The sequence below is a fragment of the Flavitalea antarctica genome (assembly GCF_054461535.1).
The window spans coordinates 1-19,785 of record NZ_JBTLQG010000043.1 but is presented as its reverse complement, the minus strand read 5'-3'; the positions used below and the strand labels follow the sequence as shown (position 1 = coordinate 19,785).

At 47.5% G+C, this 19,785-nt stretch carries 12 protein-coding genes; 2 read left to right on the top strand and 10 right to left on the bottom strand.

Features of this window, described 5'->3' with window-relative positions:
- Window positions 1-22: 22 nt before the first annotated feature.
- From ACX0G7_RS24265 to ACX0G7_RS24225, 9 genes are all read right to left on the bottom strand, one after another.
- Window positions 23-1,342 carry a polysaccharide pyruvyl transferase family protein gene (locus ACX0G7_RS24265; RefSeq protein ID WP_458926124.1) on the bottom strand — a complete coding sequence of 440 codons (1,320 nt, stop codon included), beginning with the start codon at window positions 1,340-1,342 and terminating at the stop codon, window positions 23-25.
- A gap of 5 nt (window positions 1,343-1,347) precedes the next feature.
- Complete coding sequence (locus ACX0G7_RS24260) at window positions 1,348-3,378, bottom strand: glycoside hydrolase (protein WP_458926123.1); 2,031 nt, start codon at window positions 3,376-3,378, stop codon at window positions 1,348-1,350.
- Between the two features lie 183 nt (window positions 3,379-3,561).
- The gene (locus tag ACX0G7_RS24255) at window positions 3,562-4,350 is read right to left on the bottom strand and encodes a PKD domain-containing protein (protein WP_458926122.1); all 789 of its coding nucleotides are present in this window, start codon (window positions 4,348-4,350) and stop codon (window positions 3,562-3,564) included.
- 59 nt (window positions 4,351-4,409) lie between these two features.
- Window positions 4,410-6,128, bottom strand: a complete 1,719-nt coding sequence (locus ACX0G7_RS24250; protein WP_458926121.1) for a RagB/SusD family nutrient uptake outer membrane protein — start codon at window positions 6,126-6,128, stop codon at window positions 4,410-4,412.
- A 32-nt stretch (window positions 6,129-6,160) separates the two neighbouring features.
- A complete protein-coding gene (locus ACX0G7_RS24245) occupies window positions 6,161-8,992 on the bottom strand; it encodes a SusC/RagA family TonB-linked outer membrane protein (RefSeq protein ID WP_458926120.1) in 2,832 nt (943 codons plus the stop codon).
- 86 nt (window positions 8,993-9,078) lie between these two features.
- Window positions 9,079-10,899 carry a RagB/SusD family nutrient uptake outer membrane protein gene (locus ACX0G7_RS24240; protein WP_458926119.1) on the bottom strand — a complete coding sequence of 607 codons (1,821 nt, stop codon included), beginning with the start codon at window positions 10,897-10,899 and terminating at the stop codon, window positions 9,079-9,081.
- A gap of 10 nt (window positions 10,900-10,909) precedes the next feature.
- Complete coding sequence (locus ACX0G7_RS24235) at window positions 10,910-14,317, bottom strand: TonB-dependent receptor (RefSeq protein ID WP_458926118.1); 3,408 nt, start codon at window positions 14,315-14,317, stop codon at window positions 10,910-10,912.
- Window positions 14,318-14,564: 247 nt separating this feature from the next.
- Complete coding sequence (locus tag ACX0G7_RS24230) at window positions 14,565-15,599, bottom strand: FecR family protein (protein WP_458926117.1); 1,035 nt, start codon at window positions 15,597-15,599, stop codon at window positions 14,565-14,567.
- Between the two features lie 65 nt (window positions 15,600-15,664).
- Window positions 15,665-16,246 (bottom strand): RNA polymerase sigma factor, encoded by a 582-nt coding sequence (locus tag ACX0G7_RS24225; RefSeq protein ID WP_458926116.1) that lies wholly within the window; start codon window positions 16,244-16,246, stop codon window positions 15,665-15,667.
- 273 nt (window positions 16,247-16,519) lie between these two features.
- Between ACX0G7_RS24225 and ACX0G7_RS24220 the strand changes: the two genes are divergently transcribed.
- Window positions 16,520-17,170, top strand: a complete 651-nt coding sequence (locus tag ACX0G7_RS24220) for an alpha/beta hydrolase (protein WP_458926115.1) — start codon at window positions 16,520-16,522, stop codon at window positions 17,168-17,170.
- Window positions 17,171-17,369: 199 nt separating this feature from the next.
- Here ACX0G7_RS24220 and ACX0G7_RS24215 read toward each other — a convergent pair whose 3' ends face one another.
- Window positions 17,370-18,110 carry a head GIN domain-containing protein gene (locus ACX0G7_RS24215; protein WP_458926114.1) on the bottom strand — a complete coding sequence of 247 codons (741 nt, stop codon included), beginning with the start codon at window positions 18,108-18,110 and terminating at the stop codon, window positions 17,370-17,372.
- A 505-nt stretch (window positions 18,111-18,615) separates the two neighbouring features.
- Between ACX0G7_RS24215 and ACX0G7_RS24210 the strand changes: the two genes are divergently transcribed.
- The gene (locus ACX0G7_RS24210) at window positions 18,616-19,329 is read left to right on the top strand and encodes a pirin family protein (RefSeq protein WP_458926113.1); all 714 of its coding nucleotides are present in this window, start codon (window positions 18,616-18,618) and stop codon (window positions 19,327-19,329) included.
- The last annotated feature ends 456 nt before the right edge of the window (window positions 19,330-19,785 follow it).

The window sequence follows — 19,785 nt, the reverse complement described above, 5'->3', positions numbered from 1 at the left end:
GACCATGACTCTTACCTAAAGTTCAGCGCTTAGGTGCGCTGCTTTTTATTGGCCGGCTGCTTTCCCCTACCACTTTCATGGACTGCCTGTGCAAGTCGTGCACAAACTTTCTTGCCTTCTCTGCTTTCTTTTTGGAGGCCTTAACATTTTGCGCCATTGAGAGTACCGTTGGTACAAACCGTCTAACGTCGTCTTCGTTGTCGAAGTCGAACAGCCAGTCGCCGAGGCCAATGTCACGCCACATGATCCCCTTGCTACTTTGTTCTTCCCATCGGACAACAAGCGCCGGGATACCCTGCGAAATACACATGATCGGACTGTGCATTTCCAATCCAAAATGACCTGCGGATTTTTTATAGATGCTGACGGCTTCATCAGTAAGCCAATGACGGCCCAGCCAGACAACTCCAGGTTTTACATCTTCCGGTAATTTATCCCAGACCCATTCTTTGCCGATCGGCATCTCAGTTTCATCTTCGTGTACAATCAATACTTTTAAACCCGTTTTGCGCACTACCTCTGTTATCGCTTCGCGCAATGGCTGGTGATCATGTTCTTTCATTTCCTCGTTACGGGCATGACGCGCTGTATCTACCGGACGGTTTTTCTCTTTGTGTAACCAGCCTGGTGTGTGCCTTTGTTTGGGAATGCAGGTAAGAAATCTTCCCGCCTGCAGGTTCACCGATTTCAGATAGGCCGATGCCTTTTGCTCATTGGTCACATCGATTGAAAAAACAGCATCAGGACAAAAGGCCATAATGGGTGCCCGCACCCCGGCATCTTTTGCTTTTTGGTGAGATACAGAATCACGGAAGTAGACAAAAGCCGCATCATTCAAAATCTTTGTTTCAGGGGTGCCATAGAGACCATAAGTGACACCGAACACACCAAAAGGCTTTCCAAGCTTCTTGAAGTGTGCGAGGTCTGCCCAGGCAATCGTTGCTGGTCCGGAATTATGCAGCAGGAAATCTGCTTCAGCAATGGCCGTTTCCAATCCAGGATTCGGCGCCTTGCCTTGCGCATCAAGTTTTCCCTCCACCATTTTCAACCTGGGGAATCGTTTTTTCAGCATAACGATTTCTTCCTCCAGGTGATGGTGGTACCATGGCCAAAACGTGATGATGGCATCAGGAATGTACTTTTCCAGGAGGGCCAGCATCGCCGGCGTATGGGCGATGTCACCAATGTTCTCGATCTGCCATCCGCTCCGGAGCAGGATGTTCCGCGGACGTTTGCCATCCCCCACTCGTAATGTGGGAAGCTGTGCCAGTACCTGTCCGAACAACATTATACCTGTTGAAGTTATGGCGGCCTCTTTTATAAATTTGCGTCGGTTGTTCATTTGCGTTATTTGACACTTGATTTATTGCCCCTCGTGTATGACTTCGGCACAGCTTCAACTTGTGTTGTGAATATGGAAAACCCTTTTGCCGGGATCGTGCGATTTTCAATGCTGATATCCTGGTCCCCGAAATTGGCGACTAATTTTTTCCCGGAAGAAAATACGGTTTCCTGGAGCTTCTTATCGGCAGTGAGAAAACGGTGCGATAACATTTCATCATAACCAATCTGCTCTAACCAGGGGTGAAGTGTTTTGTAGCTCTTGATAAATGTGTTTCGATAAGCTTCCCAGCGGTCACGATCCAGGCTCCAGAGAGGTGCATTGCCATAAAGGGCATTGAACAGATCTTTCTTCCACCAGATTTCCGGGGCATGGTGATTGGCATCTTCCCACCGCCATGATGTAACGACTGCATCATGATACACGAGCTCATATAATGGCAAACGAATAGCTTCATTGATAGAGTACTTCATGTACAAAGGTGGAGCTGTCCGGCTTCCGAGCATAATGGAAGGCCGCTCTCCATTCCGCCAGTCGCCATAGTAATAGATGCTTCCCCTATCGTTGATCTCTGTCCCCCACCACGTGCGGTGCAGGGTCATCATGCCGTGGGCATAAACGGTTTGCCCGTTGCAAAAATCGCCACCCCATTCGGAGCCTAAGAATTGGTGTAAAGAATCGATGAGATATTGTTGATTGGTACGAATCGCGTTGGCCCAACCCTCCCGGGTAAGTGGATTGTCCTTCGACCAACATTCATATAAGCCGTTCGCCTGGTATACATCTACTATGTAAGACTGGTGTGCCCAAACTCCAAGCTCCCGGCGGAACCGGTCAAAGATATGAGGACGCACCGCAGCCGGATTGATAAAATGGCCAAACTGATTGACATAGGGAGCACCATCTTTTTTGCGTGCAACAATCTGGTTATATAGTCCGGGAAACGCATTGCGTTTGAAGGGTGTCCCGGTCTTTGAGAGGTCGTACCAAACAGAGTCACGGGGCTTTGTGTCGGTAGGCAATTCATAAACACCAGGTACAAACCCGAGTGCCGCGACAGAGTCATCATAACCCGCGGAAGGATACGGCGTATGGTTCGGGTTCCAAAGGAATAAGGCTTCAATGATGCCTGAATCTTTCAGCTCTTTTGCGAATGTTGCGTTCCGGGCGTTATCCCATACGTAAAGGTGTACACCACCTATCATGCGGTTAATGGCCGGGAGCTTTATTGCGTTTTCTTTCAGAGAAACGACTTTATTTTTCGGCCATATGTATTCGCGGTAGCGTTTGCATTGGGCCACATATCCACCTTTATCGAAGAAGGCATACCGCAACTTGCGTTCATAGCCGAACCTTTCTTTGGAAGCCAGCCACACGGGGTTGAAAGATATAGCACCTTCACGACGGCTGGCGGTAAGTTGTGCATCATAGGGCGTTTCCAGGATGGCCATATAGCCGGTGGAAAAGATCTTATCGGTAACGCCCATCCAGGCCATCGAAAGACCCCCACCGCAAAAGTAGGTGATGCCGTTACCCAACGGATAATTCACATCTTCTACCGGAAGTGCAAGGCCTTCGCCGTCGGTGAGCAAAAGCTGGTGACCAGCAGGTGATTTAAAAGCGGCAGGAAAAGAAAGCGTATTCATCGGCTGTCCGGACGATGCAGATATTGTCACCTGCAATTCTGCATTCCCGGCCAGACGAATCTCCGTCGAGAATGCAAAAGATCCGGTGAAGCTCAGAAAAATTGAACTTCCTTTTTGTGATATGCCTTGCAGGCGAAACTCATTGGAAATGGCGAACTGCTCCCAACGTTTATTACAGCGTTTGTCCAACACCGTTAGCGCTGCACTTTGATCATTGAAAGAGATTTTCAGGGCGGGATCTTCCAATATCCAGATTTTTGAAACCGCCATTTGCGACATACCAAAAAACAAGGAAGTCAATAGCAAGACGGTCCTGTAACTATAAAAACAGGATAAGACCGAAGCCACTTTTTTTATTGCCATAATGTGATAAAAAAAATATTTTTTCATTGATTGTTATATCGTAAGCAAAGGGATTTCAGGGGGATGAAATGGAAAGATCATCCCGCTTACGTTCCCACGATTGCTTGCGCTAGAAAAAGTTAAAGGTGTTGCCGTCCGGCGCTGAATGGCTTTTTCACAGGAGTAACAAGGTGTGGCATTTTATTGCTGGAATATTTTTGATAAAGGATGTTATAATATCGTAACCGTGGCGGTCTTTATTGATGGATTTAAGGTACCCAGGGCACCCGTAGCAGTCAGGGTAACTGTGTACTTACCAGCAGCTGCGTAAGTGTAAGAGGCGGCAGTTGCTGTGGAAGGTTGACTACCATCACCGTAATTCCAGCTATAGTTTATGCCATTTACACTGGTGTTCGAAAAACTGACCGTTTTTCCGGAAACCGAGGTGGTAAAATTCGCCACGGGCACCAGGAATGACGCGTCGATCAACAAAGTTGCAAGGCGGTTCGGTGTGGGCAACTTGCTATTGTTGTTTACTCCAACAGCCATGGCAAATTTTTTAGTTGGGTTGGCTACCAGGAAGTCGAGATCCACGCTGAAATTAAAAGAAGCTTCACCAGCGCCATCGGCGATGGTGACCCCTGCTGGCAGGCTATATCTGCCGGCAGGTAACAGCTCCGAACCGGCTGGCAGTTTTCCTGCGGCAAGCATACGGTTTGTTGTATCCGCATCAGCAAAAATCAAAGCATCGATGGCCCCGCTTTTTTCAACTCCCGACCGGTAAGCCGCCAGGGGAATGTGGAGGCGTTTGGCAGCTGCATCTATTGTGAAACGGTACGCCTGGCCCGGCACAGCTACCTTATTAATAAAAAATACACCCCCGGTCGCTATACCTTCAACTGCGGCCGGCATGTAAACCGTTTGCTCGGGATACACTGCCTCCATTATCTCTGTTTCCTTACTGCACGAAACCAGCATGGGACCAGCCAGCAGCATTGCGAAAAAAAAGTTTGCTTTCATGTCAATTATAATTTAGCTATGGTGATTGGCTATGCTTTTAGCTTTGGTAGACAGGCGCCTTACCAAAGTGGATTTTGCACCAGGCCATTTGCAATATTTAAATCGTTTTGAGGAATCGGAAAAAAGTACATTTTCGGTTCAAAGGCCCTCGGTTCCAGTGAAAACGGTGAATATGAGAACACGCCGGGCGCTGTTTGTGTCACGTTCACTCCCCGAACAGGTACCCCAAGCGTGACAGGTGCCGTCATCCACCGACGCACATCCCAGGCACGGTGATCTTCGAAAGCGAGCTCAACCCGGCGTTCGCGACGGACGATGTCGCGCATCTGCGCCTGGCTGCCCAGGGTCACCGGCGGCATGGCCACGTTCTGTCGATTCCTCACACGATCGATGTAGACTTTGATGTCCGCGCTTCCCGGTGCGTATTCATTGAGGGCCTCGGCATAGTTCAGGTAGATTTCTGCGAGACGAAAATATATCCAGCTATGCACGGCTGAGGCGGTGTTGTTTGTCAGGTTTGTTCCTTCGGATATGTACTTCCGCAGGTAGTAACCGGTTTTAGTGGCGTTAACGATTGGCCTTGCATCTTTACCACCGGTCCAGGTTTCGACGGCACGGGTGGTCCCGTTCCCAATAAACGAAGCGGCGTTCCGCACCACTGTCATGTCAAGGCGTGGATCGCGATTGGCATAGGGGTTAAGTGCATGTGCAGGGTTGTTCCAATCAAACGGAATGGCCGTGGTGGCATTTACTTTTATTTCATAGGCATCTACCAGGTCCTGGGTTGGCGTAGTACCGCTCTGGCCACGGTCGAACCCAATCGGAAAATTAATTGTTTCAAAGGTGTTAGAGGTTCCGTTGCGACGGGTAAAAATGATCTCCGTATTATTGAAAGAAGTAAACAAAGTGCGGTAGTTGTTCGTCAGTGCATAACCCGTCCCCGCTAAATCAATCACGGCTTTGGCTGCGTCTGCTGCCGCTTTCCAGCGGGCGGCCCGGTCACCCGCAGGCAACGCGATGAGTTCAGGCCTCGGATAACCTGCGGCCCAGGAAGAGGTGTTGAACAGATCGGAGGCCGCATACAAAAGCGTCCGGCTCTTCAAAGCCAATGCCGCGCCTTTAGTCACCCGTCCCAAATCACCCGTGGCATAAGTTACCGGTATATTGTTGGCCACTGAATCGCATTCATCCGTGATGAATCTGAAGCAGTCCTGCAGTGATTTCCGCTGGGTTGATTCAATGGAGGTCTCGTCCACAGGTGTGGTAATCAGCGGCACGCCACCGTATCGTTTCACCAATTCAAAGTAAAAGAAGGCACGCAGAAAGCGGGCTTCGTAGGTCCATCGGGTAATTTCCGCCAGTCTCTGGGCGTAGGCAGTCGGGTCAGTCTTTAGGGCATCGAGGTTCACTTTTGCCGGATCGGCAGTTTCCAAAAAGACATTGGCCTTCCGGATCGCCCGGTAATACGGAGTCCACACATCGGCCGGGTTTGTCACAGCATTCCAGGCACCCTGGTTAAAAAGCTGTACACTGACAGTCTCTATAGTATGTTCCGCTTCATCGGTAGTGGAAGCCATCATAGCTTCGTTCCCAATTTCCTGGAACCCTTCCCGTAATTCTGCGTACACACCGTTCAGCATTTGCTGTAGGTTGTTAAATGAGCCTTCAATTTGTTGCAGCGTCAGATCAGTTTCCAACTCCCTGTCAAGCTTTTGACAGGAAACCACAGCGACGGCCAGCAGTACCAGCGCAAAATATGTTGAACGTGTTGTCTTCATGTTTGATAATTGAAGTTGTGGCATTCGTTTTTTTACAGGTTAATTCTAAGGCCCAGGGACAGCGTTTTCATCGACGGATACCCTGTTAATGCCTCCGAATCACCTTCACTTATCTTATCCAATGTGAGCAGGTTGGTTCCATTTAGAAACACCCGGGTTTGCGTAAGGTGAATTTTTTTCATCGCCTTCTCCGGAAGCGTGTAGCCGATTTCAGCACTCCGCAGTTTTATAAAGCTGCCATCACGCTGCCAGTATGAAGAGGTGCGGTAATTGTTCAGATTATTATTGGCCGACAAGCGGGGATATTCTGCAGTGACAGTATTCTGCGGCGTCCATCGGTTCAGTGCGATCTCAGCGACCTGGCCATTTTCCTGGAAAGCATGATAGCGGGCGCCCCCGAGGTAGCGTGTTATACCAGTAATTCCCTGGAAGAAAAGATCAAGATCAAATCCTTTGTAGCGAAATCCCGTGTGAAGTCCCGCAGTCCACTGGGGCGTCTCGGAATAACCAATGGCAGTAGCATCGTTGCCGTCGATGATGCCGTCTGGCACACCTGCGGGGCCACCAATGTCGCGGTATTTTATGTCGCCGGGCCTGATGGCAATGCCGAGTGGTTTAGGACTCCCGGCAATTTCCGCATCTGACTGAAACAAGCCAAGAGACTCCAGCACGAAAGGCTGTCCAATGGCAGAACCACTGCGATAAAGGTTGGAGTTTAATTGAACCGGTTCGCCGTTATCTGTTATTTTATTTTTTGCGTAGAAAATGTTGGCTTCTGCAAAAAACCGGAACGCTTTGCCTTCTTTGCTGTTGTAACGAATTACCGCTTCGAAGCCCCTGTTTTCAACTGTGCCGATGTTCAGGTCCGGCAGCCCATTGTAACCCAGGAATGAAGGCAGGGTACCTGAGGCAGATGAAAGGATATCGTATCGGCTGTTATGAAAAACGTCCACAGAAAATCCAAAGCCATTAAAGAAATCTGCATCCACGCCTAGGTTTGCTTTCTTTTCTTTTTCCCAGGTAACGTCTTCGTTTAAACGACGTCCTTCTGACACGGAGAATACCTGGGTGTTGCCTGTACCGAGATAGTAAGAAGCTCCCGACGGATAACGCTGAGTGAACATAAATCGCTGCCCGCCGATGGCTTCATTGCCGACCAGGCCATAAGAGGCACGCAGCTTGAGAAAACTCAACAATTTATTTTTTTGCAGGAAGGGTTCATTAGACGCAATCCATCCGATGGATCCGGCAGGGAAAAAGCCGTAACGGGAATCTTCAGGGAAGTTTTCAGTACCAGTAAGGCCGCCTGAAAATTCTGCGATGTATCGATTATTGTTTATATAAGTGATGCGGGTAGCGCCACCATTTGTTTTAAATGGAAACGACTGATTGGCGGCATCTGTATTTGGATATGCTTTGTTTACCGTGGAGTGGTCAGTATTGAACATCAGCATTGCCGTCAACCCGTGAACGCCAAAATTCCTGTTATAGTTAAGATAGCCCTGAAGGCCGAAGATCTGCGCCTGGTTTAGCACAAATTCTTCCGGGCTTAAACTGGTATTTTGTCCAAAACCGGTATAGACAGTATCCCCGGCTGCATTTTTAGCAACTGAAAATCGTTGATAGCTGCGTCGTTTATTTGATGCAGCATTGTAATAGTTGTTAAACGACACTAGCGCAGACGCGCTGAGTCCCTTTACCCAGGTGTCGAGATTCGCCGACATACTGAAAGACGATTGGAGTACACTCCCGTTTGAGCTGGAATAACCCGTGTTGGTAAGATTTGCTACAGGATTATTGTTGGCGTTGTTGCCACCAATGCTGCCGTCAGGATTTGTAACAGGGAAAGCGTTTGGAGCTAACCTGTCCATCAGTGTAAAGTTGTTGCTGATAGTGAGGTCACCCGGATTTTTAGTGTTCCCGATGCTTCCCCCAATGTTCAACTGTGCGGAAAAAATTTTGCTGATGGTAACTTCAAGGTTGCTGCGAAGATTATAACGGTTGTATGACGGGTTTGCGGATTCATCAAAATCATCTCCAAACTTTTTGTACAGCCCCTGGCTGGTCAGTGCATTCAGCATTACGAAATAACGCACGGTGTTATCTCCGCCACTGAAGTTGGCAGTGTAGTTGGCCAGGGGAGCCCTTTGACGAAGCACTTTATCGTACCAGGACACATTCGGATGAAATACCTGGTCGTTGCCGCTACGGTAAAGATCCAAATCGTTTTGTGTGTATTGGGCCGGACGGCCGTCGTTAGACAGCGCTTCATTGAACAGACTCGCATAATTGTAAGCATCAAGAAATTTCGGTAGCGCGGTTGCCTCCTGGAAACCATATTGTCCCGTCAGGCTGATCTTCAACGGACCGCGGCTGCCTTTTTTTGTCGTGATGAGCAGCACGCCGTTCGCACCCCTCATCCCGTACACAGCTGTAGCTGAAGCGTCTTTTAGCACGGTGACCTGCTCTATCTCGTCAGGCACCAGGTGGGTATGATCGCCGATGATACCATCTATCACGACAAGTGGTGCTGCACTGAACCCGTATGTATTAAGGCCACGGATAAACATGGCTGGTGAGGTGGAACCGGGTTCATTACTTCCAACGTTTACAGTCAATCCCGCCACGCGGCCGGTCAGGGTATTGGCAACGGAGGTAGTAAATTGCTTGCGTAAATCGGCGCCGCCGATGGCAGAAACAGCGGATGTAACATGTTTGCGGGCCTGCCTGGCAAAGCCGATATTGATTTCGTCCCGGGGCACAAGCACAAGCGGCTGAACCGTGTCCGTGGTCTGCGCCGCTGCCTGATGTCCCCAGCCCAGCAGTGCCGTAAAGGCCGTATAAAAAGCAATGCGTTTTTTCATTCGTTGCAATTTTTTTTTGTTTTTGAAACCCGGAGTCTCAATTCCGTTTCTCGTATTTGTTCAGACATGTCGGGCTAGCCGTTGGATCAGTTCCAACCCGGGTTTTGCTTCAGGTTACCCTTTAGCACTTCGTTATTGTCGAAGGGGAAAAAGTATTGCCGTGGACTCCATGCCCTTGTTTCAAACACAAAAGGTTTATAGCTGAAAGCTGTGGGGAACGGAGTAGTGTTATTCAGGCGCTGAATTTCCAAACCTTGAAAATTCCCCGCCATAACGCCGTCCTGTTCTGCTATTTTCCACCTGCGGATATCGTTGAACCGATGGTCTTCAAAAGCCAGCTCAATATCCCTTTCGTTCTGCACACGCTGCCTGAACTGAGCCTGGGACAAAGCTGCCGGCAGTGGCGGCATACCCGAGCGTAACCTGATGCGGTTCACCGCATCGTACGCTTCGGCGTTGGGACCGTTGTTATATTCGTTTATGGCTTCAGCATAACTCAACAAAAATTCATTCAGCCTGAAGATCGGGATATTGGCAACCTGATTAGCGGATGGCAAGGCATCGGGAACCCACTTCAACATCCAATGCCCACCTTTGCATGTTGCTTTGTTACTCAGCGCTCCTTCCCAGATCTGCACCTGGGTTACATTAGCATGCAGCCGGGCACCGACATAAAGCACGGTTTGGGAAAAGCGGGGGTCCAGTTCGGCGTATTTCTGTAACAGGTTGTTGCCTCCGGCAGGGTTCCAGGTTTGAGGCGTGCCATCACGCTTTTCGTATTTGCGCACAAAATTGAAAGTAACCGATGTACCCACCCAAAAGCCACCAGCGTTGGTAACGTGGTTGGAACGGGGAATAACGTGTTGCCAGGGAAACGAGGTAAGTCCTTTCGCCGTGCCGTACACTTTATTTGCGAGAATGATCTCTGAATTATCGTTTTGCTCCCAGGCTGTGCGGTAGTTTCCGTCAACCCGTTGACCGGGAGCGAGAACCGGAATCCGTTTGCCCGGTACGTCTACAAGTGCTAAGCCTGCTCCCTGGGCCCAATCCAGCACCGCCTTCGAAGCATCCGCCGCTGCCTTCCAGCGATTATTGTCAAATCTGCCATAGCCGAGCAGTTTATCGTCTTCAGCTGAACCGAAACTAATGGGTGGAGTGGCGGCGTTGAACAAAGGACTGGCGGCATAAAGCAGCAGCCTGGCTTTGAGCGCAAGGGCGGCTCCTTTGTGCGCCCGGCCGGTAAACTGTGCGGGTTGAACAGAGGGTAACTTAGCTACTGCTTCATCGCAATCCCTGGAGATAGCATTTACGCACTCTTCGAAAGTACTCCGTGGAATCTTTGAATCTTCCAAGTCCACGATCCTTTTCATTACAAGTGGAAAGCCACCGTAGCGTTTGAGCATTTCAAAATTATTGATCGCTCTTATGAAAAGTGCTTCGCCGGTTACCTGGTCTTTATAGGTGTCATCGGCATTCGGTACTTCACCAATTCTTTCAATAATGATATTGGCTGCGCGGATCGCCTGCCACCGGAGGAAGTACCGGTTGTCTTCATTCACCACTATGTTTTGAGGAGTAATACTCCCGCCGTTCCAAAGCTGGGTGAAAGAAAAGTCTTCGGAGGCTTCGGCTTCATCAGTAATGCCGGCAGAGATCGTGTTGTTGCCGGTCCCTATTACGAGGGCGGCGGCGGGAATGCCTGTTTCAGATGCCCGCAACGGCAACGGCGATGGCAGGCCATACTGGTACATAGTCGCTGTGTAGCGTTCCACCTCGACCTTTGAAGAGAAGATCACATCTTCATCAATGTCTACTCCCGGCGGCTTGTCGAGGAATTCAGTAACCTTTTTACAGGAAGTCACTAATAGCCCGGTGCAGGCAAGAAGCAGCAGCAGATTTTTTTTCATACAGCGTTGGTTAGAAAGTGATGTTGACGCCGGTGTTTACAGTTCGCACCAGCGGATAAGGTTCATTATTTGCACCCAGGTTGGGTGTTTCGGGGTCAATGCCGGGAAGGGCACCGCTCCATGTAATAAGATTGTTCGCATTCACATAGAATCGGGCGGTTTTGATACCAACTTTGCGCAGGAATGACTGAGAAAAGGTATAACCGATCTCGGCATTTTTCAGGCGCAGATATTGACCGTCTACAATCCAGTAAGTAGAGTTTACATAGTTGTGCGTAAAGCCATTTGCCCCGTTACCGACCGCCAGGCGGGGAAAGTTGATAGGCAGTCCGGCGGCATAACGTTCAGGACTCCAGCTTTCCTTAAGATATTCAGCGGCAGCAGCGGGATCGGCGTCATGGAATGCCTGGTTCGCGCGACGGCTATACTGAATGGAAACTTTGTCAGCGCCCTGGAACAAAACCGAGAAATCAAAGCCTTTGATGTTCCCACCAAATGAGAGCCCATATGTAATTTCCGGAATCAACGGGTCGCCGATGGGCACTTCGTCAAAGGTGTTTATCAATCCATCACCATTAACATCGCGGTATTTAATATCGCCCGGTTGCAAACGGTTCACATTAGTAAAAGTTGACACCGGCCGTTTCGATTCGTTTGCCTCCTCCCAGCTGTTATAGAGGCCCTCTGCAATTAATCCATATAGTTGACCGAAGCGATTGCCTGTACGATTCTGGTAAGCATATAATTTTGGCACTTCATCCTGGAAGATCACTTTGTTGCGGGCAAATGACATATTTCCCTTCACCCAATAATTAAAACGTTTGTAGTTGCTGCGGTAAGTAATCTCACCTTCAATGCCCTGGTTATCCATCTTACCCAGGTTTTGTGCCGGAGGGGTTACGCCCGCGAGTGCAGATATTGACTGGGGTGTTGCAAGGATGTTATCCCGCTGCTCCCTGAATGCATCCACCACTATACTCACCTTACTTCGGAACAAGGAGACCTCCATGCCGATATTGGTTTTAATTGCCCGCTCCCAGGTGAGTCCCGGGTTGTTCACCCGGCCTTCGCGAAGACCGGGATAGGCGGCATAATTGCTCCCGACTACGCCCCAGTAATAATTACCGGCAGGCGTAAAGGCAGTAGGGCGATATAAAAAGCGGCTATTGCTGTTGTATAAAAAGTCGCTGCTCAGCTGGTCGTTCCCGACCTCACCGTACGAACCACGGAATTTAAGAAAGGTGATGACATTGTTTTTTGGAAAGAATTTTTCTGATGAAGGTACCCAGCCAACAGAGTAAGCAGGGAAGAAACCAAATCGCTGTCCCGGAGCAAAGTTTTCTGTACCCGTGTAAGATGCGTTATACTCCAGGAGATAACGGCCCTGGTAGTCGTAAGCCACACGGCCTACAACACTTTGATACCCGTTTGGTACGCTGAACGCAAAAGACGGGTCATGGGTTTTGATCTGGTTGTATAGTAAAAGACCGGTAACGGAATGACCGTTAAATGATCTGCGGTAATCGAGAGCAAACTCGCCGGTGATGCGCCGGTTGCGATCAGGACTGGAAGTGGTAAAGCTGAATGGTTGCTCGTCCGCCTGCTGTGCAAAAATAACCGAGTTATCAGGCAACGTCCTGGCTATGTAGGTTACTAACGGCTTATTATATGAATTGATCTTACGGTTAGCGGTCTGGTACGCAATGATACCATGAGTACTGAGGCCGGGCGTGATGAAACCGAGATCATAATCGAGTCTCAGGGAGGTGTTAATAAAATTGCGTACATCGTTCTTATAGCCCGAGGTGTACAAACCGGTTACGGGGTTGCTGCCGTTGTCGCCATTGGCGGCACTGGTGGTTAATGTTACGATTTTTTCATCCAGTATACCCGGTGAAGAAAACGGTGCGGCAGTGGATATACGATTGATGATTCCCGTGGTACTGGCCGCATTACCGGTACGGTTCTCAACCTGTGTAGACAGGTCAAGTGCTGCCTTCAGTCGCGGTGTAATATCGAAGTTGAAATTGGAGCGGAAATTATAGCGCTTATAGCGGATCTGCGCATCAAAACCCGAGCCCACTTCTGTGTTGTTGAAAAGACCAGACTGGTTAAACATACCAGCTGAGATAAAATACCTTACTTTTTCACTTCCGCCCCGGATAGAGAGATTGTGCTGCTGTTGTGTGGAAACATCCTTGGTCATATAATTCCACCAATCCATGTTGGGGTGAAATACAGGATCCGTCCCGTCCTGGTAAAGCTTAAGATCGTTGTCAGTAAATCGTGGCGTATAAGCGTTGCCGTTTACATAAGTATCGTTCTTAATAGCCTGGTTGAACGCGGTAGCGTAATCAAAACTGTTCATGTTCTGGCGCAGAGCCGTGAAGCTGTTGAAAGCATTGTTGAATGTATAGCTCACAACCGGTGTCCCGGTACGGCCTCTTTTGGTGGTGATGATGATAACGCCGTTGGCCCCCCGTACGCCATATACCGCAGTGGAAGAAGCATCTTTCAGGATGGTGATGCTTTCGATTTCGTTGGGATCAATATTATTATAGTTGTCCACCTGTATACCGTCCACTAATATGAGTGGTGCGCCGGTACCGGCGAAAGTGCCGATGCCGCGGATCAGCAGGCGAGATGCATCTGCGCCGGGTTCGCCGCTGCTTTGAATGGCGAAAAGACCGGGCATCCGTCCTACAAGTGAATTGGAGATGTTTGCTACCGGCGATTGAACAAGTTCTTTGGTGCTGATAGAAGACTGGGCCCCGACGTTGGTAACTTTGCGCTGTTTGCCGTAACCAACCACGATCACCTCATCGAAGTTCAGTGTACCCGCAGCAAGTTTTACTTCGATAACATTCCCGTTGATTTTTTCTTCGCGGTTAGTATAACCAACTCTTGAAAAGACAAGGTATTCATCGTCATCGGCGACCTGCAGGCGAAAAGTTCCATCGGCACCTGTAGTGGTGCCACGGCTGCTTCCTTTAACCATTACGCTGACACCATCGAGTGGTTTACCGTCAACGTCGGTGACCTTGCCGGATACCGGCCGATCGAAGGTTGCGGGAGATGTCGCTGTGCCCGGGTCGTTGCCAGGGTACAGCACAATGATATTGCCGGCTTCTACAGCATAGTTAATATTGACGGATGCAAACACCTCGTTCAGCACATCACCCAGCCGCTTCTGTTCAACGAACACCGACACCTTGCGGGCCGATTTCACGATATCCGGCGCGTAAACAAAGGAAGCTCCCGTATTTTTCTCAATTATTTTCAGCAATTTTTTTATCTCCGCGTTATCTACATTCAGGCTGATTTTCTTATTGAGTATCTCCTGCGCCTTTATGTCGTGGGCAAAGGAGTGCAATGAAAAAACAGTGACGAGAAAAATCTGGATGAGTGTCAGTCGCATTGCAAGCTTGATTAGAGCAATAATTCCATGATTTGGCATAATTTCAACCAAGTTTTGTTCGTGAGATAAACGTTTCGGGCAAAATGAACGGCCGGCACTGCTGCAACAGGGCTGGCCATTTTTGTTTACAAAATCACGTGGAATTACAATGCGCAGGAAAATGCGTGTTCATAAGCAATCGTTTAGAGCAGTAAAAAACAAAAGGGTTCTCAGAAATGATAGAGCCTATCTCTGTCGCAGATATAGCTTATCTCTCCTGTATTAAAATTCTGCTTCCTTTGATCTCGTAAGCAGTTCCAAGAGATTTACAAATAGTTTTTAGCTTGGTATAATAATCCAGCGAAGAAATATTTCCCGTAAACCGGAGCGTACTCAGTTTTTCTTCGCCCAGGATGATAGAAATACCATACTCCTTTTCCATGTCGCGCACCACATCCGCCAGCGGCGTTTCTTCATAAACGAAGGCAGTTTTTACCGGTATAGTTTCCAGTGAATCAGCAACTACAGGAACAGGCGTATCTACCAGGGCAGTGATGAGCACTTCATCTTTCTTGTTAAAGATGACCTTTTCATTTGGCTTTAACACTACTCCTTCCGTCTGTGCAGCTTTTGTGACGGCAGCTTGTTTGTAAACAGCTACTTTCCCGCTCACTACTTCTACTGCGGATTGCTCAGTTACTTTATCATAAATGACCCAAAAGCTTGTGCCCAGCACCCGTGTCATGATATCCTGGGAATAAACGTAAAAGGGTCGGGAAGTGTCTTTTTTGATCTGAAAGAAGGCCGTTCCTTCTATCCTTAACTCCCGCTTGTCAGCGGCAAAATTTTCAGGATATTGAATGGCGGTGCCGGCTGCCAACTCGAGTGAGCTGCCATCTTTCAACACCACCGTAAGTGGTTGTTTTGTATCGTTTGCCTTGCGAATCCAGTTTTTTGCTACCATTGCATCGGAAGATGTTTTGGTTTTGCCCACCTGAAAAACAACAGTAGCAATAACCAACATAAAGACCACGGCTGCAGCAACGCGGCCGACTACAGGAAGTCTAAAAATTTTTTTTACCGGTGCAACACGGATTGATTCAGCCTCGCCCGCATGCATGGATTGCTGCAGGCGGTTCCAGAGACGCTGTTCAATCGCCTTGATCTCTTCTTTGGGGATAGCCTGCCAGCGTTTTTCGTCGTCAAGTAGCGCAAACCAACTTTCCACCAACCGTTGTTCGGTGTCGGAGCATTGGTCGTCGAGATAATTTTGAAGCAATTGACTGAATTCGTTCCTGGTCATAATAGCGAGTCTGTAGTTGAAGTAGCTTAGCGGGCAAGCATCCCTAAACACCTAAAAAAAAAAAATTACAACAATACGCCGGGGGCCAACAGGCAAAGAAGAAAGAAATCTTTCAGATCTCCTTTAAGCTGCCGTAATGCTTTAGTAATGTGATATTCAACGGCTTTTTCGGTAAGCTGAAGTTTGCCGGCGATTTCCCGGTTGCTAAGGTGGTCGATGCGGCTGAACTGGAAAACGGTTTTCGTTTTTTCGGGAAGGGCGTCAAGCGCAGCCAGCCATGCCTGTTGCAGGCTGTTGAAATACAGGGCATCCTCGGTTTCATTCCGGTCACCGGGGATGGTTTTAGCGTAAACCCCTAAATGCTTTTCATCGCTTACCCTCGATTTGTAATAATTGATAACAGAATACTTCACCGCCTGGATAAGGTAAGCTTCGAGGTTTCCAATTTCAACACGGCTGCGGCGCTGCCAAACCGAAAGAAACACATCATGGCAAATGTCTTCAACAATTTCCTGGGTTGATATCTTACCCAGTGCGAAGCGAAATACCCGTTGCCAGTGGCGAAGGTAAATTTCCTCAAAGGCCTTTTCATCTGACCGGGTTAGCAGGTTCACAAGGGCATCATCTGTCAGGTGTTGGTAAGACATGCAACAAAAGTATAATTAACGGAATGACAAACGAATCGAAACAGTTTTGGCTATTCAAATAAAGGCAAGATAAGTAAGCTTTCAAAAGCGATGTAATAAAACGACAAATTTGATAAATATTACACCCCGGAGCTTAATAATTAACTTACTGCCGGCATCTGTTTTCATTTTATATAATTTCATTCTCACCGCGGAGGGACGTCGCATCGATAACAATACAACACTCGCTGGTAAGTTTCGCTAATGCCCTTCACGAAAACAAACACATGGACTATGAGATTTATATTTCTTTCTATAGCTATCTTATTTTTCCTTAGCCTGAATGCCCAGGTTTCATTTTCTGATTTATCACTGCCTTATGGCAAATATGATGTTGGTTTCAAACATTATATCCGTTACGATAGTACCCGGACCTACGCAAGGGCAGGCGACTGGGATAAAAAAATTACGGCAAGACCCATTCCTGTAAGCTTGTGGTTTCCTCAGAAGGAATCTCAAAAGAGGACAATGACCATTGAGGATTATATGGTGATTTTGAAAGAAGAGGAAGAATGGGAAACATTGCCTGATGAAAGAATCCTGGATTGGTTTTATTACAGTAATTCCGACCGTAATAGAAGTAATTTAAAAGATACAGTAAAGGCCTTTAAGAGCTCCGGATCCTTTAAAAGTAAATTGCCTCTAGTAGTATATTCACCGGGTTACGAGGCTAGTTCCGTAGAGAACTTTGCGCTATGTGAATTTCTCGCAAGCCATGGAATTGTTGTAATTGCCAGCCCAAGCAGAGGCACAGAGACCCGATTCTTGGAGGGTGACACAACAAGCGACATAGCAACGCAGGCAAGAGATATACAGTTTCTGATAAATGAGGCCGGTAATAAATCTTTTGCTGAAATCCAAAATGTTGCGGTGATGGGAGAATAAGGGAAGGAATAAATGTCCTGCTGTTAAATCCAAAACACTAACCCGGATCGGCAAATGCTTATGACAGTTTAGGTGAAGGATACCTCGTTGCAGGCGACATAAAAAATGCTGCTGAAAGTTTTAGGAACTCTTTAAAATTTGATCCTCAAAATAAAAATGCCATCAACAGACTTAAACATTTAGGCGACTAAGATTTGGCTCAATCCATTTTAACCAACGAAACTTCACCAACATTAAGGCCTTTTACAATCTGCGGGTTTCCCTTGTAATGAACTTTTGCCTCGCCAATCGCTGTAATCTTTATCCTGTCAGACACGTTTAGCCTGATATCCGCTTCCCCATAGGAAGTAACCCGGCCCACACGTCCGTTGATGGCAAGGGCATTTACGTTACCCTCTCCATAACAAGTATAATGCTGCTCCTTAATTGACCCTGATTTCATTTCCAGTACACTCTCACCATACATAGTTGTATGCAGTTGTCGCAGGTTGAGTTCCTCAAAAGTTATGTTTGATTCGCCATAAACACGTAACGTAAGCTTGTCTGCTGCAATCGGGCTTTTAAAGAGGTGTTCTTCCTCACCGCGAATGGAAAGCTCATTCAGTGTTTTGTAATTTATGGTTACCACAACAGAAGTTTTATCATATAATGAACGTCTCTCTTCATGCCCGTTGGAATAATCTTTTTCGTTCTTTGGTATATGCCGGGCCCCGTCAAGATAAATATGCAAGGTGCTGTTGGATACTTCAATGTGCAGTTTGCTTTGATCCACTTTCAGATGATCAACTGATACACTTTCCTTGTCGCCATCAACAAAAGTCGCCTGGATATATGGACTGACGACTACTTTATGAAAATGACCAACTGCTTTTTCCTGTGCCGAAGAATCAAATACAATAGACAATAAAAAAACTGCGAGAGAAGCTTTTAAAGCACGCATAGATGAAAGTTTATGGATAAGAATAGGTTCTTTCACGGTAATACGGTTTGTACAATCCTTAAGTTACATCTTCGTAAAAAAAAGTTTTTAATGCGGTGTTTTCCATTTCAAACCCAATAACCAAATATTTAGCCGGATTACCGAAGTTCTGTTAGTCAACCACTTGCGGCGGTTTGCAACTGGTTCAGCTCAATAACCAAATACAGCAAACCGCAAATATTACCAAAATCAACCACAGCTCTACCATTGTTGGCACGGATGTATACTGCCGGTGAGGGAAAGGCCTGCCGGACCTGCAGTGGTATCCCCGGCGGCCTGAAGCCCACGCATTAACTTTGCTGCAGACGAACCACCGTACCCGGCCATGGCGAAAGATTCCACGGAAAACATCCGGCAGGGTGATCTGGGAACAGAAGCCGGCGAACCAACTGCTGGTTGAATTGTATTCACTACGGACTTTAGCTCATTGATCATTATATTTAAGAACCGGTCTCAAAATCATACCATGAAATCAATAATATTTTCAGCAGACGAACGAGGAAAAAAAGACATAGGCTGGCTTAGAAGCAATTTTTGTTTCAGCTTCAGTGATTACTATGATCCCACCAAAAGCGCCTTTGGAACATTGGTTGCCTTTAATGATGACTATATGGAAGTAGGCAAAGGTTTTGGAATCCATCCTCATGTAAATATGGAAATTATCTCGGTGCTACTTAAAGGAAAGATGAATCATATTGACAACCTTGGTTACAAAACCATTATAGAGCCGGGTGGTGTGCAGATCATGAGCGCGGGATCCGGTATTATGCACGAGGAATACAACGTCGGTGAGGAAGAGGTTAACTTTCTGCAAGTCTGGATTCAACCAAAGCTGCAGAATATACATCCCAGGTATCAGCATAGAAATTTTCCGGCTGACCAGAGAAAGAACCAGTTGAAAACAATTATTTCAAATGAAGAGGGAGCGGCTCATTGCTGGATCAATCAAAATGCAAAGCTATCACTTGGTCAGTTTGATGAAAAATCTGAACAGACTTACAAGCTCAACGAACTGAACAAATGCGTTTTCATCTTCCTCATCGAAGGAAAGATAAGGGTAGATGGTTCAGATCTTCAACCGCGGGATGCTATTGGGTTGTGGGAAACAAGTGAAATTCCAATTCATTGTGAAGCCGGCTCATCCTTCCTGGTGATCGAAACACCGGTGAACCAGAAGTAATTTTCTGGTGGTGAAATACTTGTAATTGTAACCTACATTGATGGGCAAATTTTTCCTTCAGGAAATCGCCATAAACCAATTTTATGCCCTGGACCTGTCCAAAATGCACAAGAACCATAAGCCGGCCCAATGCCTGGCATCAGTGCGTAAACCGGCCCCTCGAATCAGTTTTTAAGAATAAGCAGCCAATTGTTTATTCGCTCTTTAAACAATTGAATCAGCAGATCTAAAAATGGAAGGGCGTTAAGGCCAGTGCAACACAAAATTGCATTGTCTATGTTGCAGAAACGACTTTTCTGATCATCCGCCCAATGAAGTCGGCCCTGGATCTGAAATTGTATTTGTCTCAGCCTGTAGAAGAGTTTCCTGTTTATAAAGTAGATGCCTGGGGCGGCCGTTTTGTGCACGGGATCAGGCTGTTTGATAATGGGGACCTCGATGACGCAGTTTTAAAAC

What these genes read in the sequence shown, in the direction of transcription:
- ACX0G7_RS24265 (WP_458926124.1), bottom strand. Translation starts at nt 1,342, where the DNA reads ATGAACAACCGACGCAAATTTATAAAAGAGGCCGCCATAACTTCAACA.
- ACX0G7_RS24260 (WP_458926123.1), bottom strand. Translation starts at nt 3,378, where the DNA reads ATGAAAAAATATTTTTTTTATCACATTATGGCAATAAAAAAAGTGGCT.
- ACX0G7_RS24255 (WP_458926122.1), bottom strand. Translation starts at nt 4,350, where the DNA reads ATGAAAGCAAACTTTTTTTTCGCAATGCTGCTGGCTGGTCCCATGCTG.
- ACX0G7_RS24250 (WP_458926121.1), bottom strand. Translation starts at nt 6,128, where the DNA reads ATGAAGACAACACGTTCAACATATTTTGCGCTGGTACTGCTGGCCGTC.
- ACX0G7_RS24245 (WP_458926120.1), bottom strand. Translation starts at nt 8,992, where the DNA reads ATGAAAAAACGCATTGCTTTTTATACGGCCTTTACGGCACTGCTGGGC.
- ACX0G7_RS24240 (WP_458926119.1), bottom strand. Translation starts at nt 10,899, where the DNA reads ATGAAAAAAAATCTGCTGCTGCTTCTTGCCTGCACCGGGCTATTAGTG.
- ACX0G7_RS24235 (WP_458926118.1), bottom strand. Translation starts at nt 14,317, where the DNA reads ATGCGACTGACACTCATCCAGATTTTTCTCGTCACTGTTTTTTCATTG.
- ACX0G7_RS24230 (WP_458926117.1), bottom strand. Translation starts at nt 15,599, where the DNA reads ATGACCAGGAACGAATTCAGTCAATTGCTTCAAAATTATCTCGACGAC.
- ACX0G7_RS24225 (WP_458926116.1), bottom strand. Translation starts at nt 16,246, where the DNA reads ATGTCTTACCAACACCTGACAGATGATGCCCTTGTGAACCTGCTAACC.
- ACX0G7_RS24220 (WP_458926115.1), top strand. Translation starts at nt 16,520, where the DNA reads ATGAGATTTATATTTCTTTCTATAGCTATCTTATTTTTCCTTAGCCTG.
- ACX0G7_RS24215 (WP_458926114.1), bottom strand. Translation starts at nt 18,110, where the DNA reads ATGCGTGCTTTAAAAGCTTCTCTCGCAGTTTTTTTATTGTCTATTGTA.
- ACX0G7_RS24210 (WP_458926113.1), top strand. Translation starts at nt 18,616, where the DNA reads ATGAAATCAATAATATTTTCAGCAGACGAACGAGGAAAAAAAGACATA.